This window comes from Pseudomonas fluorescens (genome assembly GCF_902498195.1).
Lineage (GTDB): Bacteria > Pseudomonadota > Gammaproteobacteria > Pseudomonadales > Pseudomonadaceae > Aquipseudomonas > Aquipseudomonas fluorescens_BU.
Map to the genome: position 1 here is coordinate 821050 of NZ_CABVIY010000001.1, position 15867 is coordinate 836916.

At 61.4% G+C, this 15867-nt stretch carries 11 protein-coding genes; 9 read left to right on the plus strand and 2 right to left on the minus strand.

Annotated elements, in window-relative coordinates; genetic code table 11:
- Nucleotides 1-3: 3 nt before the first annotated feature.
- The 6 genes from F8N66_RS03925 to F8N66_RS03950 all read left to right on the plus strand — a co-directional run bounded on the left by F8N66_RS03925 (nt 4) and on the right by F8N66_RS03950 (nt 8746).
- Nucleotides 4-873 (plus strand): rhomboid family intramembrane serine protease, encoded by an 870-nt coding sequence (locus F8N66_RS03925; protein ID WP_150768916.1) that lies wholly within the window; start codon nt 4-6, stop codon nt 871-873.
- 33 nt (nt 874-906) lie between these two features.
- Complete coding sequence (locus F8N66_RS03930; protein WP_056855543.1) at nt 907-1167, plus strand: YeaC family protein; 261 nt, start codon at nt 907-909, stop codon at nt 1165-1167.
- Nucleotides 1164-1994, plus strand: coding sequence for a DUF2797 domain-containing protein (locus F8N66_RS03935; protein ID WP_150768917.1), 831 nt, complete (start codon nt 1164-1166; stop codon nt 1992-1994). Before F8N66_RS03930 ends, F8N66_RS03935 begins: the two co-directional genes overlap by 4 nt.
- Nucleotides 1995-2004: 10 nt before the next feature.
- Nucleotides 2005-4662 (plus strand): aminopeptidase N, encoded by a 2658-nt coding sequence (gene pepN, locus F8N66_RS03940; RefSeq protein ID WP_150768918.1) that lies wholly within the window; start codon nt 2005-2007, stop codon nt 4660-4662.
- Between the two features lie 618 nt (nt 4663-5280).
- The gene (locus F8N66_RS03945; RefSeq protein WP_150768919.1) at nt 5281-6333 is read left to right on the plus strand and encodes a WD40/YVTN/BNR-like repeat-containing protein; all 1053 of its coding nucleotides are present in this window, start codon (nt 5281-5283) and stop codon (nt 6331-6333) included.
- A gap of 28 nt (nt 6334-6361) precedes the next feature.
- Nucleotides 6362-8746: an efflux RND transporter permease subunit gene (locus F8N66_RS03950; RefSeq protein ID WP_150768920.1), complete on the plus strand. Its 2385-nt coding sequence runs from the start codon at nt 6362-6364 to the stop codon at nt 8744-8746.
- Nucleotides 8747-8897: 151 nt separating this feature from the next.
- On the opposite strand, the gene F8N66_RS03955 is transcribed toward F8N66_RS03950, so the two are convergent.
- Nucleotides 8898-9617 (minus strand): FadR/GntR family transcriptional regulator, encoded by a 720-nt coding sequence (locus F8N66_RS03955; RefSeq protein ID WP_150769223.1) that lies wholly within the window; start codon nt 9615-9617, stop codon nt 8898-8900.
- 184 nt (nt 9618-9801) lie between these two features.
- Nucleotides 9802-11538, minus strand: a complete 1737-nt coding sequence (locus tag F8N66_RS03960) for an IlvD/Edd family dehydratase (protein WP_150768921.1) — start codon at nt 11536-11538, stop codon at nt 9802-9804.
- A gap of 193 nt (nt 11539-11731) precedes the next feature.
- Between F8N66_RS03960 and F8N66_RS03965 the strand changes: the two genes are divergently transcribed.
- From F8N66_RS03965 to F8N66_RS03975, 3 genes are all read left to right on the plus strand, one after another.
- On the plus strand, nt 11732-13054 hold the full coding sequence (locus F8N66_RS03965; protein ID WP_150768922.1) for an MFS transporter: 1323 nt from the start codon (nt 11732-11734) through the stop codon (nt 13052-13054).
- A gap of 143 nt (nt 13055-13197) precedes the next feature.
- The gene (gene araD1 / locus F8N66_RS03970) at nt 13198-14190 is read left to right on the plus strand and encodes an AraD1 family protein (RefSeq protein WP_150768923.1); all 993 of its coding nucleotides are present in this window, start codon (nt 13198-13200) and stop codon (nt 14188-14190) included.
- A 10-nt stretch (nt 14191-14200) separates the two neighbouring features.
- Entirely contained in the window at nt 14201-15781 is a 1581-nt protein-coding gene (locus F8N66_RS03975; protein ID WP_150768924.1) for an aldehyde dehydrogenase (NADP(+)), read from the plus strand.
- Nucleotides 15782-15867: the final 86 nt, after the last annotated feature.

The window sequence follows — 15867 nt, forward strand, 5'->3', positions numbered from 1 at the left end:
GCAATGAGTACTGTCGCGGTATTGCGGCTGCCGCTCGCCGTGGACTTGAGCGGTTTCGTCAAGTTGCTGCAGCGCATGCAGGTGCCGCATCGGGTCAGCGAAGAGGCGGGCGAGCAGGTGCTGTGGGTGCCGGACAACATCAGCGAAGACGTGCGTGCCTTGTACCAGCGTTTCCCGGCGGGCGATCCCGATCAGCAACTGGATATACCGGTGGCACAAACCCGGCGTCGGCCAGGCTTCGTCGAGCAGGTTCGCCATGCCAAAGCGACAGCGGTGGTGCTGGTGCTGAGCCTGCTGGTCGGCGCGCTGACGCAGTTGGGTGACAACCTGGCCACGATGCATTGGCTGACCTTCCTCGATTTTCGCATCGTCGGCGAATACATCCACTTCACCCCCCTGGCCGACAGCCTGGCGGCGGGGCAGTGGTGGCGACTGATCACGCCGATGCTGATTCACTTCGGCATCCTGCACCTGGCCATGAACGGCATGTGGTATTGGGAGCTGGGGCGGCGCATCGAGTCGCGCCAGGGCAGCATCAACCTGATCGGTTTGACCTTGCTGTTCAGCCTGGCCTCCAACTACACCCAATACCTGTTCAGTGGCCCGACCCTGTTCGGCGGGTTGTCCGGCGTGCTGTACGGCTTGCTCGGACATTGCTGGATCTTCCAGTTATTGGCGCCGAACGCCGCTTATCGCCTGCCTCGTGGCGTGTTGGTGATGATGCTGGTCTGGCTGTTGCTGTGCCTGTCCGGGCTGGTCTCGATGATCGGCTTCGGAGAAATTGCCAACGCGGCCCATGTCAGCGGGTTGCTCGTCGGATGCTTGACCGGTTTGTTGGGTGGTTTGTACAACCGCCGTAAACTGGCCGCCTGAAACAGTTATGCAGATAGAGAACGCGGAGACCCAATGTCCTCTTTTAACGAAATGATCAAGAACATCACCCCGGACATCTACCAGAGCCTGAAACTGGCGGTGGAAATCGGTAAATGGTCGGACGGTGGCAAACTCACCGCCGAGCAACGCGAACTGTCGCTGCAAGCGATGATCGCCTGGGAAATCCAGAACCTGCCCGAGGAAGAGCGCACCGGCTACATGGGCCCGCAGGAGTGCAGCTCCAAGTCGATCCAGGTGCCGAATATCCTGTTCAAGTCGGATGCCATCCATTGATCGAGATTGGCCGCGGTGCAATCAGTAAAATGTCGGCGCGCCTGGACGGGCCGAACGTGCAGTACGCATTTCGTCTGGGCGACACCGAGGTTCCGGTCAATCCGTTGATCGGCACTACGGTGCGACTGGAATACCTGGGGGCGATCCATTGCACCCATTGCGGACGCAAGACCAAAACCAGTTTCAGCCAGGGTTACTGCTACCCGTGCATGACCAAGCTGGCCCAGTGTGACGTGTGCATCATGAGCCCGGAACGCTGCCATTTCGACGCCGGCACCTGCCGGGAGCCGGAGTGGGGCCAGACGTTCTGCATGACTGATCACATTGTCTACCTGTCGAATTCATCCGGGGTGAAAGTCGGTATCACCCGCGCCACCCAGCTGCCGACCCGCTGGATCGATCAGGGTGCGCGTCAGGCGCTGCCGATCATGCGCGTCTCAACCCGCCAGCAGTCTGGATTCGTCGAAGATTTGTTCCGTAGCCAGGTCGCCGACAAGACCAACTGGCGGGCCTTGCTCAAGGGCGAAGCGGCGTCGGTGGACCTCGCCGAGGTTCGCGACCGCCTGTTCGACAGCTGCGCCGAAGGCCTGCAAGGTTTACAGGAACGATTCGGCTTGCAGGCGATCCAGACCATTGCCGATGTCGAACCGCTCGAAATCCGTTACCCGGTCGAGCAATACCCGGCCAAGATTGTCAGCTTCAACCTGGACAAGCAGCCGATTGCCGAAGGCACGCTGATGGGGATCAAGGGCCAATACCTGATCTTCGATACCGGCGTGATCAACATTCGTAAATACACGGCCTACCAGCTCGCCGTGCATCAGTAAGGACTCCAGCATGCGCACCGAACAACCGAAGATGATCTACCTCAAGGACTATCAGGCGCCCGAGTACCTGATCGACGAAACGCACCTGACCTTCGAGTTGTTCGAGGACCACAGCCTGGTCCATGCGCAACTGGTGATGCGCCGCAACCCCGAGCGTGGCCCGGGCCTGCCGCCGCTGGTGCTGGACGGTCAGCAGCTCGACCTGCTGTCCGTGACCCTGGCCGATCGAGAACTGACGGACGCCGACTACCAGCTGACCGAGAACCACCTGACGTTGCACCCGGCCAGCACGAGCTTCACGGTCGACACCAGCGTGCGCATCCACCCGGAAACCAACACCGCGCTGGAAGGCCTTTACAAGTCCGGCACGATGTTCTGCACCCAGTGCGAAGCCGAAGGCTTCCGCAAGATCACCTACTACCTCGACCGCCCGGACGTGATGAGCACCTTCACCACCACCGTGGTCGCGGAACAACACAGCTATCCGGTGCTGCTGTCCAACGGCAACCCGATTGCTTCCGGTCCCGGCGAAGACGGCCGGCACTGGGCGACCTGGGAAGACCCGTTCAAGAAGCCGGCCTATCTGTTCGCACTGGTGGCCGGTGACTTGTGGTGCGTAGAAGACACCTTCACCACCATGACCGATCGCGTCGTGGCATTGCGCATTTATGTCGAGCCGGAAAACATCGACAAGTGCCAGCACGCGATGAACAGCCTGAAGAAATCCATGCGCTGGGACGAAGAGGTGTACGGTCGCGAGTACGACCTGGACATCTTCATGATCGTCGCCGTGAACGACTTCAACATGGGCGCGATGGAGAACAAGGGCCTCAACATCTTCAACTCCAGCGCCGTGCTGGCCAAGGCCGAGACCGCCACCGACGCCGCGCACCAGCGGGTCGAAGCCATCGTTGCCCACGAGTACTTCCACAACTGGTCGGGCAACCGCGTGACCTGCCGCGACTGGTTCCAGCTGTCGCTCAAGGAAGGCTTCACCGTATTCCGCGATTCGCATTTCTCCGCCGACATGAACTCGGCCACGGTCAAGCGCATCCAGGACGTCGCCTACCTGCGCACCCACCAGTTCGCCGAAGACGCCGGCCCCATGGCCCACGCGGTGCGCCCGGACAGCTTCATCGAGATTTCCAACTTCTACACCCTGACCGTGTACGAAAAGGGCTCGGAAGTGGTCGGCATGATCCACACCTTGCTCGGCGCCGAAGGCTTCCGTAAAGGCAGCGACCTGTATTTTGAGCGCCATGACGGCCAGGCCGTGACCTGCGATGACTTCATCAAGGCCATGGAAGATGCCAATGGCGTCGACCTGACCCAGTTCAAACGCTGGTACAGCCAGGCCGGCACGCCACGCCTGGTGGTCAGCGAGTCCTATGACGCGACGGCGAAAACCTACAGCCTGACGTTCCGTCAAAGCTGCCCGCAAACTCCGGACAAGGTAGAGAAGCTGCCGTTCGTGATTCCGGTCGAACTCGGCCTGCTCGACAGCAAGGGGGGTGAGATTGCCCTGCGTCTGGCCGGTGAAGACAGCGCCCAGGGCACGACCCGGGTGATCTCGGTGACCGAGGCCGAGCAGACCTTCACCTTCGTCGACATCGCCGAACAACCGCTGCCTTCGCTGCTGCGTGGCTTCTCGGCACCGGTGAAACTGAGCTTCCCGTACAACCGCGACCAGTTGATGTTCCTGATGCAGCACGACAGCGATGGCTTCAATCGCTGGGACGCCGGCCAGCAATTGTCGGTGCAGGTATTGCAGGAACTGATCGCCCAGCAGCAGAAGGGCGAAGCGCTGGTGCTGGATCAGCGCCTGGTGTCGGCTTTGCGTACCGTGCTGTCCGATGAGTCGCTGGACCAGGCGATGGTCGCCGAAATGCTCTCGCTGCCGAGCGAAGCGTACCTGACCGAAATCAGCGACGTGGCGGACGTCGAAGCCATTCACACCGCCCGCGAGTTTGCCCGCAAGCAACTGGCCGACGCCCTGTTCGAAGGCCTGTGGCTGCGTTATCAGGCCAATCGCGACCTGTCGAAGCGGACTCCGTACGTGGCCGAGGCCGAACACTTCGCCCGTCGTGCCTTGCAGAACATCGCGCTGTCGTACCTGATGCTCAGCGGCAAACCGGAAGTCCTCGCGGCGACGCTTGAGCAGTTCGATGCCTGCGACAACATGACCGAGCGCCTGACCGCGCTCGCGGTGCTGGTCAACTCGCCGTTCGAAGAGCCCAAAGCCAAGGCCCTGGCCAGCTTCGCCGCGCACTTCAGCGACAACCCGCTGGTCATGGATCAGTGGTTCAGTGTCCAGGCCGGCAGTGTCTTGCCGGGTGGCCTGGAGCGGGTCAAGGCGTTGATGCAGCATCCTGCGTTCAACATCAAGAACCCGAACAAGGTGCGGGCGCTGGTCGGTGCGTTTGCCGGGCAGAACCTGATCAACTTCCATGCGGCGGATGGTTCCGGGTATCGCTTCCTGGCGGATCTGGTGATCGAGCTGAACGGGTTCAATCCGCAGATTGCTTCCCGGCAGTTGGCCCCGCTGACACGCTGGCGCAAGTATGACGATGCGCGTCAGGCGTTGATGAAAGGCGAACTGGAGCGGATTCGGGCTTCGGGGCAGCTGTCCAGCGATGTGTTTGAAGTGGTCAGCAAAAGCCTGGCCTGATCGGGTTCCCGCTTCCACGGGTGTCTACCCGGATCTCGTGGAAGATGGCTTGCCAGCGATAACGACTGCATAGCCGATCCAGTCTCTTGCCCCATTCGAATGTGGGAGCGGGCTTGCTCGCGAAGGCGGTCAGACAGCCGTCCTGATTTAACGAATGTAGGATGTCCAATTGTAGGAGCTCGCTCGCGAACAACGACCCGGCAACGCGTCCATTCAGGCAGGGCGCGTTATCGTTGACGTCCTTCGCGAGCAAGCCCGCTCCCACAGGGAATTGGGTACAACCGCGAAAATCAGGCCGGTTGTCAAGTGACTCGCCGCAAAGTCGAAACCCTGGGTGGCCGTTTCCGCAGAAACGGGAATAGACACCAACCTTTCAAAGCCCAATCACCCCAACAAATACCCCATCATTCAGCATCCCCTCATACCCCCTCCGGTTAACAAAACATAACGTGCCGTCGATTGTCAGCTGTCGAAAAACACCGATAGGATAAGCCAGCTTCCGAAGGGGCTCTGGATTGCGGGTTTCAGGACTATGCTCTGGAACAGGCCATCCCGACATGCACCCTGGCGGCGCCCTGAAAGGTTGAATGGCCTAACAATAATAATGAGGGAAGGTCTATGAGTGAGCCTGTCATGGGTGTGGGTATCTGCCGCCCGCCGGCATTACGCAAACTCGCGTTGCTGGCTACAGCGCTCTCGCTGGTGGGCTGTGCCGTGTGGTCGGCACCTGTGCTGGCGGCTGACGCGCCGGCATCCGACGTTGTTTATTCCGTTGAATCGGCCAAGGCCAGCAAAAGCCTGGTCCTCGATGTCGTGCACGCAGGCAAGCGTCTGGTGGCGGTCGGGGATCGCGGGCACGTTCTGTATTCCGATGACCAGGGCGCGACCTGGACCCAGGCCAAGGTGCCAACCCGGCAACTGCTGACCTCGGTGTTCTTTGTCGATGACAAGCGCGGCTGGGCCGTCGGCCATGACGCACAGATCCTCGCCAGCGAGGACGGTGGCGTCACCTGGACCAAACAGTTTGAAGACCTCAAACGCGAATCGCCGCTGCTCGACGTCTGGTTTCAGGACGCCAACAGCGGCTTTGCCGTGGGCGCTTACGGCGCGTTGATGGCCACCACCGATGGTGGAAAAAACTGGGAAGATGTCAGCGACCGGCTGGACAACGAAGACCAGTACCACCTCAACGCGATCACCGCGGTCAAGGATGCCGGGCTGTTCATCGTCGGCGAGCAGGGCAGCATGTTCCGTTCCGCCGACTGGGGCCAGACCTGGGAGAAACTCGAAGGCCCGTACGAAGGCTCCCTGTTCGGTGTGATCGGCACGGCTCAACCCAATACCCTCCTGGCCTATGGCCTGCGCGGTAATCTTTTCCGTTCCACCGACTTCGGCAGTACCTGGGAACCCATCAAGCTCAAGGCTGAACGCGGCGCCCTGGAGTTCGGGCTGTCCGGTGGCACGTTACTCGACGATGGTTCCATCGTGATCGTCGGCAACGGTGGTTCGGTGATCAGCAGCAGTGACAACGGCGAAACCTTCAGCGTCTTCAACCGTCGAGACCGTATCTCCATCTCGTCGGTGGTCGGCGCGGGAAATGGCAATCTGATTCTGGGTGGGCAGGGCGGCGTTCGCGCCACATCGCCAAACGGCGCAGAGTTGGGTAAATGAGCCAGGTTAATAATAAGAAGGCGCAGCTATGACTTCCTTGAGCACTCATCATCAGGACAAGGCGACGTTTCTTGAGCGCCTGATCTTCAACAACCGGCCGGCGGTGATCACGATCTGCCTGCTGGTCAGCATTTTCCTGTTCTGGCAGGCGACGCTGATCCGGCCGTCCACCAGTTTCGAAAAAATGATCCCGCTGGAACATCCCTTCATTCAGAAGATGATGGAGCACCGTAACGATCTGGCGAACCTGGGCAACACCGTACGGATTTCCGTGGAAGCCACCGACGGCGACATTTTCTCCAAGGAATACATGGAGACCCTGCGCCAGATCAACGACGAGGTGTTCTACATCTCCGGCGTCGACCGTTCCGGCCTGAAGTCGCTGTGGAGCCCGAGCGTGCGCTGGACCGAAGTGACGGAGGAGGGCTTCGCCGGCGGCGAGGTAATTCCGCAGAGCTACAACGGTTCGCAGCAAAGCCTCGACATGTTGCGCAACAACGTACTCAAGTCCGGACAGATCGGGCGGCTGGTGGCCAACGACTTCAAGTCGAGCATCGTCGACATCCCGCTGCTGGAGTCCTACCCGGACCCGCAGGACCAGGGCAAGCTGCTGGCGCTGGACTACCGCAAGTTCTCCCACGATCTTGAAGAAAAGATCCGGGACAAGTTCGAAAAACAGAATCCCAACGTCAAGATCCATATCGTCGGTTTCGCCAAGAAGGTCGGTGACCTGATCGATGGCCTGGTGATGGTGGTGATGTTCTTCGGTATCGCCTTCGTCATCACCCTGATCCTGCTGCTGTGGTTCACCAACTGCCTGCGCAGCACGGTGGCGGTGTTGAGCACCACGCTGGTGGCGGTAGTCTGGCAGCTGGGCTTGATGCACTTCTTCGGGTTCGGGCTGGATCCCTATTCGATGCTGGTGCCGTTCCTGATCTTCGCCATCGGCATCTCCCATGGCGTACAGAAAATCAACGGTATCGCCCTGCAATCCAGTGAAGCGGACAACGCCCTGACGGCGGCACGGCGCACCTTCCGGCAATTGTTCCTGCCGGGGATGATCGCGATCCTCGCCGATGCGGTGGGTTTCATCACGCTGCTGATCATCGACATCGGCGTGATCCGTGAGCTGGCCATCGGCGCGTCCATCGGCGTGGCGGTGATCGTGTTCACCAACCTGATCCTGCTGCCGGTGGCGATTTCCTACGTCGGCATCAGCAAGCGCGCCGTGGCCCGCAGCAAGAAAGATGCGACCCGCGAACACCCGTTCTGGCGCCTGCTGTCGAACTTTGCCAGCGCGAAAGTCGCCCCCGTCTCGATCCTGCTGGCCCTGATCGCCTTTGGCGGCGGCCTCTGGTACAGCCAGAACCTGAAGATCGGCGACCTCGACCAGGGTGCGCCGGAGTTGCGTCCGGACTCGCGCTACAACAAGGACAACAATTTCATCATCAGCAACTACTCCACCAGTTCCGATGTGTTGGTGGTGATGGTCAAGACTAAATCCGAGGGCTGCTCGCGATACGAAGCCATGGGGCCGATCGACGAGCTGATGTGGAAGATGCAGAACACCGAGGGCGTGCAGTCGGCGATTTCCCTGGTGACCGTGTCCAAGCAAATGATCAAGGGCATGAACGAGGGCAACCTGAAGTGGGAAACCCTGTCGCGTAACCCGGACGTGTTGAACAACTCCATCGCCCGCGCCGATGGCCTGTACAACAACAACTGCTCGCTGGCGCCGGTGCTGGTGTTCCTTAACGATCACAAGGCTGAAACCCTGGACCGTGCGGTTCACGCGGTGCAGGAATTCGCCAGGGAAAACAACAAGGAAGGCCTGGAGTTCATCCTCGCGGCCGGTAACGCCGGTATCGAGGCGGCCACCAATGAGGTGATCAAGAAGTCCGAACTGACCATCCTGATCCTGGTGTACATCTGCGTGGCGGTCATGTGCATGATCACCTTCCGCTCCTGGGCGGCGACCCTGTGCATTGTGCTGCCGCTGGTGCTGACCTCGGTTCTGGGTAACGCCCTGATGGCCTTCATGGGCATCGGCGTGAAAGTCGCGACCCTGCCGGTGGTGGCATTGGGCGTAGGGATTGGCGTGGACTACGGCATCTACATCTACAGTCGCCTGGAAAGCTTCCTGCGTGCCGGTCTGCCACTGCAAGAGGCTTACTACCAGACGCTGAAGTCCACCGGTAAAGCCGTATTGTTCACCGGCCTGTGCCTGGCCATCGGCGTGTGCACCTGGATTTTCTCGGCCATCAAGTTCCAGGCCGACATGGGCCTGATGCTGACCTTCATGTTGCTGTGGAACATGTTCGGTGCGTTGTGGCTGCTGCCAGCGCTGGCACGGTTCCTGATCAAGCCGGAGAAACTGGCGGGGCAGAAGGGTAATTCGTTGTTTGCCCACTGATCCGCGATCAGAAACACAAAAGCCGCAACCTCAGGGTTGCGGCTTTTTTATGGGGTCAAGATAAAAAGATCGCAGCCTTCGGCAGCTCCTACAGGGGGACACACTGCCAACTGTAGGAGCTGCCGAAGGCTGCGATCTTTTGACTTTGCTTTTATGATGGATCGCTACCCAGCACCACATTCAACGCGCTTCGCGCATCATCCAGCTGCACCAGCGTCGCATGCCGCGCCCCCAGTGCATCACGATTTTCGATCGCCGTGAGAATCGCCTTGTGCCGTGGCAGCGCCAGTTCATGCAGGTTTGGGCGCTGGTTGGAATGTTTCAAGGCTTCGGCAATCGCCACAGACAGCATGTTGCACAGGTTGGCCAACAGGTCGTTGTGGGTGGCATCGGCGATCCGGCTGTGGAAGTCCAGGTCCGGTTGCAGCAGGGCTTCCGGGGTCGGCGCGGCTTCCATGCGTTGGTAGGCTTCGCCGATGAAGGCAATATCCGCCTCGGTGGCGAACTGCGCGGCCAGGGCGGCGGCGGCCGGTTCGATGATGCTGCGCACGCTGGTCAGCAGATCGAAGAATTCATTCTGCGGGCTGCTTTGCATCAGCCAGTGCAGCACGTCCGGATCCAGCATGTGCCAGTCCTTGCGTGGCTTGACCACCGTGCCGACTCGCGGACGGGAATACACCAGGCCCTTGGCGACCAGTACCCGGGTGGCTTCACGCAAGACCGGCCGGCTGACCGCATATTCTTCGCACAACAGGGCTTCGGCGGGCAGTTTGTCGTCAGGCAGGAAGCGTCCGGAGACGATCTGCATGCCCAGTTCCTGGACGATGCGCGAGTGCATGCTTTTGCGATCGGAGGGTTTGCGGTAATCCATGGGGAACGGCGCGGTCCTGTGCGGGGGGATGCCGGCCATGATAACAGGCACGGCGCATTCTTGAGGCGGGTGGAAGGCAAATGTGGGAGCGGGCTTGCTCGCGAACGCGGTGTGTCAGCCAACACATGCATCGACTGAAACACCGCGTTCGCGAGCAAGCCCGCTCCCACAGGGTTTTGTGCAATCAGTGAGAGTGGCGGGGCACTTCAGCCCCACGGCAACCGACCAGGAAGTCGAAGTCGCAACCCTGGTCCGCCTGCAGTACGTGGTCGATGTACAGCTGGCGATAACCCCCCACCAGCAATTGCTGCGGCGGTTGCAGGTCGGCCATGCGCGCGGCCAGTTCGGCATCCGGGATGTCCAGGTGCAGGCGGCCGCTGGCGCAGTCGAGTTCGATCCAGTCGCCTTCTTTCACCGCTGCCAAAGGTCCGCCAGCCGCCGCTTCCGGCGCCACGTGCAGAACCACGGTGCCGTAAGCCGTGCCGCTCATGCGTGCATCGGAAATGCGCACCATGTCGGTCACGCCCTGGGCCAGCAGCTTGGCTGGAAGGCCCATGTTGCCGACTTCGGCCATGCCCGGATAACCCTTGGGCCCGCAGTTTTTCATCACCAGGATCGAGTGGGCATCGACATCCAGTTCCGGATCGTTGATGCGCGCCTTGTACATGTCGAAGTTCTCGAACACCACCGCACGGCCACGGTGCTGCATCAGTTCCGGCGTGGCGGCGGACGGCTTGAGCACGGCACCCAATGGCGCCAGGTTGCCGCGCAACACGCAAATGCCGCCGTCGGCACGGATCGGGTTGTCGAGGGTGCGGATCACTTCGTCTTCGCCATAGATCGGTGCGTCCTTGGTGTTCTCGCCGATCGACTTGCCGTTGACGGTCAGGGCGTTCGGATGGGGGATCAGGTTGGCTTCGCCCAGGCGACGCAATACCGCTGGCAAACCACCGGCGTAGTAAAACTCTTCCATCAGGAAGCGCCCGGACGGTTGCAGGTCGACGATGGTCGGCATGCCGCGACCCATGCGGGTCCAGTCGTCCAGATCCAGCTCCACGCCGATGCGCCCGGCGATGGCTTTAAGGTGGATCACCGCATTGGTCGAGCCGCCAATCGCCGCGTTCACTCGAATGGCGTTTTCGAAGGCTTCCTTGGTCAGGATCTTCGACAGTTTCAAGTCTTCGCGAACCATCTCCACCGCACGCATGCCGGACATGTGCGCCAGCACGTAACGACGTGCGTCCACCGCCGGAATTGCCGCGTTGTGGGGCAGGGACGTGCCCAGGGCTTCAGCCATGCAGGCCATGGTGGAGGCCGTGCCCATGGTGTTGCAGGTGCCGGCCGAACGGGACATGCCGCCCTCGGCCGCGAGGAAATCATCGATAGTAATGGTGCCGGCTTTCACTTGCTCGCTGAGCTGCCAGACCACGGTGCCGGAGCCAATGTCCTTGCCCTTGTGCTTGCCGTTGAGCATCGGCCCGCCGGTGACGACGATGGCCGGCACGTCGCAACTGGCCGCGCCCATCAGCAGTGCCGGGGTGGTTTTGTCGCAACCGGTCAGCAGCACCACGCCATCAATCGGATTGCCGCGAATCGCTTCCTCGACATCCATGCTCGCCAGGTTGCGGGTGAGCATGGCGGTGGGGCGCAGGTTGGATTCGCCATTGGAGAACACCGGGAATTCCACCGGGAAGCCCCCGGCCTCGATCACCCCGCGTTTGACGTGCTCGGCAATCTGGCGGAAATGCGCGTTGCACGGGGTCAGTTCCGACCAGGTGTTGCAGATGCCGATGATCGGCTTGCCATGGAACTGGTGGTCGGCGATGCCCTGATTCTTCATCCAGCTGCGGTACATGAAGCCGTTCTTGTCGGCAGTGCCAAACCATGAGGCGGAGCGCAGGGTGGGTTTCTTATCAGACATGATCGATTCTCTTATTGTATGACTATATTGTTCGAGCTGATGCGTAACATAAGCGTAAATTTGCCTATTTGGAAGTGTTGTTGGGTAATTAGTATTACTATATAGTCGTTTTCAGCGGAGGGATGGCCCTGGCGGTTTACCGTGAGAGGCGTCCCCCGAGGTTCTATAAAAACAACAATCGGAGACCGATCTCATGAGCCAGGAACTGCGGCTTATTCGTCGCATCACGCTGAAACTGATTCCCTTCCTGATCCTGCTGTACCTGATCGCCTATGTGGATCGCTCCGCCGTGGGGTTCGCCAAGTTGCACATGGGCGCCGACATCGGCCTGGGCGACGCGGCCTACGGACTGGGCGCGGGGCTGTTCTTCATTGGCTACTTCCTGCTGGAAATCCCCAGCAACCTGATGCTCGACCGCTTCGGTGCGCGACGCTGGTTCGCGCGGATCATGGTCACCTGGGGCGCCATCACCATCGGTATGGCCTTCGTCCAGGGGCCGAACAGCTTCTATCTGATGCGCTTTCTGCTGGGTGCGGCGGAGGCCGGGTTCTTCCCGGGCGTTCTGTACTACATCACCCAATGGTTCCCGGTGCGCCATCGCGGCAAGATCCTCGGCCTGTTCATCCTCTCGCAACCGATCGCGATGATGATCACTGGTCCCGTATCCGGCGGTTTGCTGGGCATGGACGGCGTGCTGGGGCTGCACGGCTGGCAATGGCTGTTCATCGTCATCGGCACCCCGGCGATCCTGCTGACCTGGCCGACGCTGCGCTACCTGCCCGACGGCCCGCAACAGGTGAAATGGATGAGCCAGGCGGAAAAGGACTGGCTGAGCGGTGAGCTGAAAAAAGACCTCGAAGAATACGGCCAGACCCGCCATGGCAACCCGCTGCATGCGCTCAAGGACAAACGCGTGCTGCTGCTGGCGTTGTTCTACCTGCCGGTGACCTTGAGCATCTATGGCCTGGGCTTGTGGTTGCCGACCCTGATCAAACAGTTCGGCGGCAGCGACCTGGTGACCGGGTTCGTGTCGGCCGTGCCTTACATCTTCGGGATCATCGGTCTGCTGATCATTCCGCGCAGTTCCGATCGCTTGAATGATCGTTACGGCCACCTGGCAGTGCTTTATGTACTGGGCGCCATCGGCCTGTTCCTCAGTGCCTGGCTGACGTTCCCGGTATTGCAATTGATGGCGCTGTGCCTGGTCGCCTTCGCCCTGTTTTCCTGCACGGCGGTGTTCTGGACCTTGCCTGGCCGGTTCTTTGCCGGTGCCAGTGCCGCGGCGGGGATTGCCCTGATCAATTCGGTGGGCAACCTCGGCGGCTACATCGGTCCGTTCGTGATCGGCGCGCTCAAGGAGTACACCGGCAACCTGGCGTCGGGCCTGTACTTCCTGTCCTGCGTGATGCTGTTCGGCCTGGTGCTGACCGGCGTGGTCTATCGCCTGCTGGAACGCAAGCACGTGCTGCCGGCGGATGAGTTTGCGGCGAGTGCGCGCGGCGCCTCCCGTACCTGACACAACACCTGTGGGAGCGAGCCTGCTCGCGAAGAGGCCGCCAAATCCAACATCAATGGCGACGGATATTCCGCTTTCGCGAGCAAGCCCGCTCCCACATGGGGACTGCGGCGTTTTCAAGTTTTGCTTAAAGGAGAAAATTCATGCGTTTGGTGCAATTCGAATTGAGTAACGGCGAGCGCCGGGTCGGGGTGGTCGAGGGTGAGCAGGTGCGCGAAGTGCAGGCCGCACGCACGGTGCGCGACCTGGCCCTGGCGGCGATCGAGGCGGGCGTCAATCTTGAACAACAGGTGCAAGCCTTGGGGCTCGGTATCAGCCACGACTACGCCGAACTGCTGGCCCAACTGCGCATTCTGCCGCCGCTGGACCACCCGGACCCGGCGCACCTGCTGGTCAGCGGCACCGGGTTGACCCACCTGGGCAGCGCTTCGGCCCGGGACAAGATGCATCAGCAGGCCGGCGATGAAGCGGCGATGACCGACACCATGCGCATCTTCAAGTGGGGCGTGGAGGGCGGCAAGCCGGCAGCGGGGCAGGCCGGCGTGCAGCCGGAGTGGTTCTACAAGGGCGACGGCAGCATTGTCGTGCGCCCGGGCCAGCCGTTCCCGTTACCGCCGTTTGCCGAAGACGCCGGGGAGGAGCCGGAACTGAGCGGCCTGTATGTTATTGGCCACGACGGCAAGCCGTATCGCCTGGGCTTCGCCGTGGGCAACGAGTTCTCCGATCACGTCATGGAACGCAAGAACTACCTGTACCTGGCCCACTCGAAACTGCGCAGTTGCAGCTACGGCCCGGAGTTGCGGGTCGGTGAATTGCCCCAGCATCTGGCCGGCACCAGCCGCATCCTGCGCGACGGTGAAGTGCTGTGGCAGAACGAGTTCCTCAGCGGCGAAGCCAACATGTGTCACAGCCTGGCGAACCTCGAATTCCATCATTTCAAGTACAGCCAGTTCCTGCGTCCGGGTGACGTGCACATTCACTTCTTCGGCACCGCGACCCTGTCGTTCGCCGACAGCATTCGCACGCAACCGGGCGATGTGTTCGAGATCAGCCAGGCCGAATTCGGCGCGCCGTTGATCAATGGCATTGCCCCCGTTGCAGCGGCGTTCGAACCCGGCACCGTCGGCACACTTTGAGGAGCTTTTCATGACCCCGATTCTTGGTCACAACTACATCGGTGGCCAGCGCAGTGCGTTGGGCAACGTCAAATTGCACAGCGTCGACGCTGAAACCGGCGAAGCCTTGCCCCATGATTTCATCCAGGCCACGCCGGAAGAAGTCGATGCCGCGGCCAAGGCTGCCGCGGCCGCATACCCGACCTATCGCGGTCTGAGTGGCGAGCGTCGTGCCCAGTTCCTCGAAGCGATTGCCGATGAGCTGGACGCACTGGGCGATGACTTCGTGAGCCTGGTGTGTCGCGAAACCGCGTTGCCGGCGGCACGGATCATCGGTGAGCGCGGGCGCACCAGCGGCCAGATGCGTCTGTTCGCCAGCGTGTTGCGTCGTGGTGATTTCTATGGCGCGCGCATCGACCGCGCGTTACCCGAGCGCCAACCCTTGCCGCGTCCGGACTTGCGCCAACATCGCATCGGCCTCGGGCCGGTGGCGGTGTTCGGTGCCAGCAACTTTCCCCTGGCGTTTTCCACGGCGGGCGGCGACACCGCTGCAGCCCTGGCCGCCGGCTGCCCGGTGGTGTTCAAGGCCCACAGCGGCCACATGGCCACCGCCGAACAGGTGGCCGATGCGATCCTGCGCGCCGCGCACAAAACCGCGATGCCGGCCGGCGTGTTCAACATGATCTACGGCGGCGGGGTCGGCGAGGCGCTGGTCAAGCACCCGGCGATCCAGGCGGTGGGCTTTACCGGTTCGCTCAAGGGCGGTCGAGCCCTGTGCGACATGGCGGCGGCGCGTGCGCAACCGATCCCGGTGTTCGCCGAAATGTCGAGCATCAACCCGGTGATCGTACTGCCCCAGGCGCTGCAAGCACGCACGGACACCATTGCCCGTGGCCTGTCGGCTTCGGTGGTTCAAGGCTGTGGCCAGTTCTGCACCAACCCCGGCCTGGTGATCGGCATCCGATCGCCGCAGTTCAGCGCGTTCCTGGCATTACTGACGCAGATGATGGCCGACCAGCCGGCGCAAACCATGCTCAACGCCGGGACCCTGGGCAGCTATGGCAAGGGCTTGCAGAAACTGCTCGATCATCCGCGTATCGAGCATCTGGCGGGGCAAACCCAGTCGGGTCGCCAGGCGCAGCCTCAGCTGTTCAAGGCTGATGCGGGCTTGCTGATCGAGGGCGACGAGGTGTTGCAAGAGGAAGTGTTCGGCCCGACCACGGTGGTGGTCGAAGTGGCGGATCAGGCGCAACTCAGCGCTGCGTTGAATGGCTTGCACGGCCAATTAACGGCGACAATCATCGGCGAACAGGCGGATTTCGAGCAGTTCGGCGAATTGACCGCATTGCTGGAACAGAAGGTCGGGCGGATCCTGCTCAATGGCTATCCGACCGGCGTGGAAGTCTGTGATTCGATGGTCCATGGCGGGCCGTATCCGGCGACTTCGGATGCCCGTGGCACGTCGGTGGGCACCCTGGCCATCGATCGCTTCCTGCGCCCGGTGTGCTTGCAGAATTACCCCGACAACCTGTTGCCGGACGCGCTGAAGAACGCCAATCCGCTGGGCATCCAGCGGCTGGTGGATGGCAACCCGTCGCGCGCCCCGATCTGACCAACACACGCATAACCCCTGTGGGAGCGGGCTTGCTCGCGAAGGCGGCATGTCAGTCGACATCATCATTGACTGACACGCCGCCT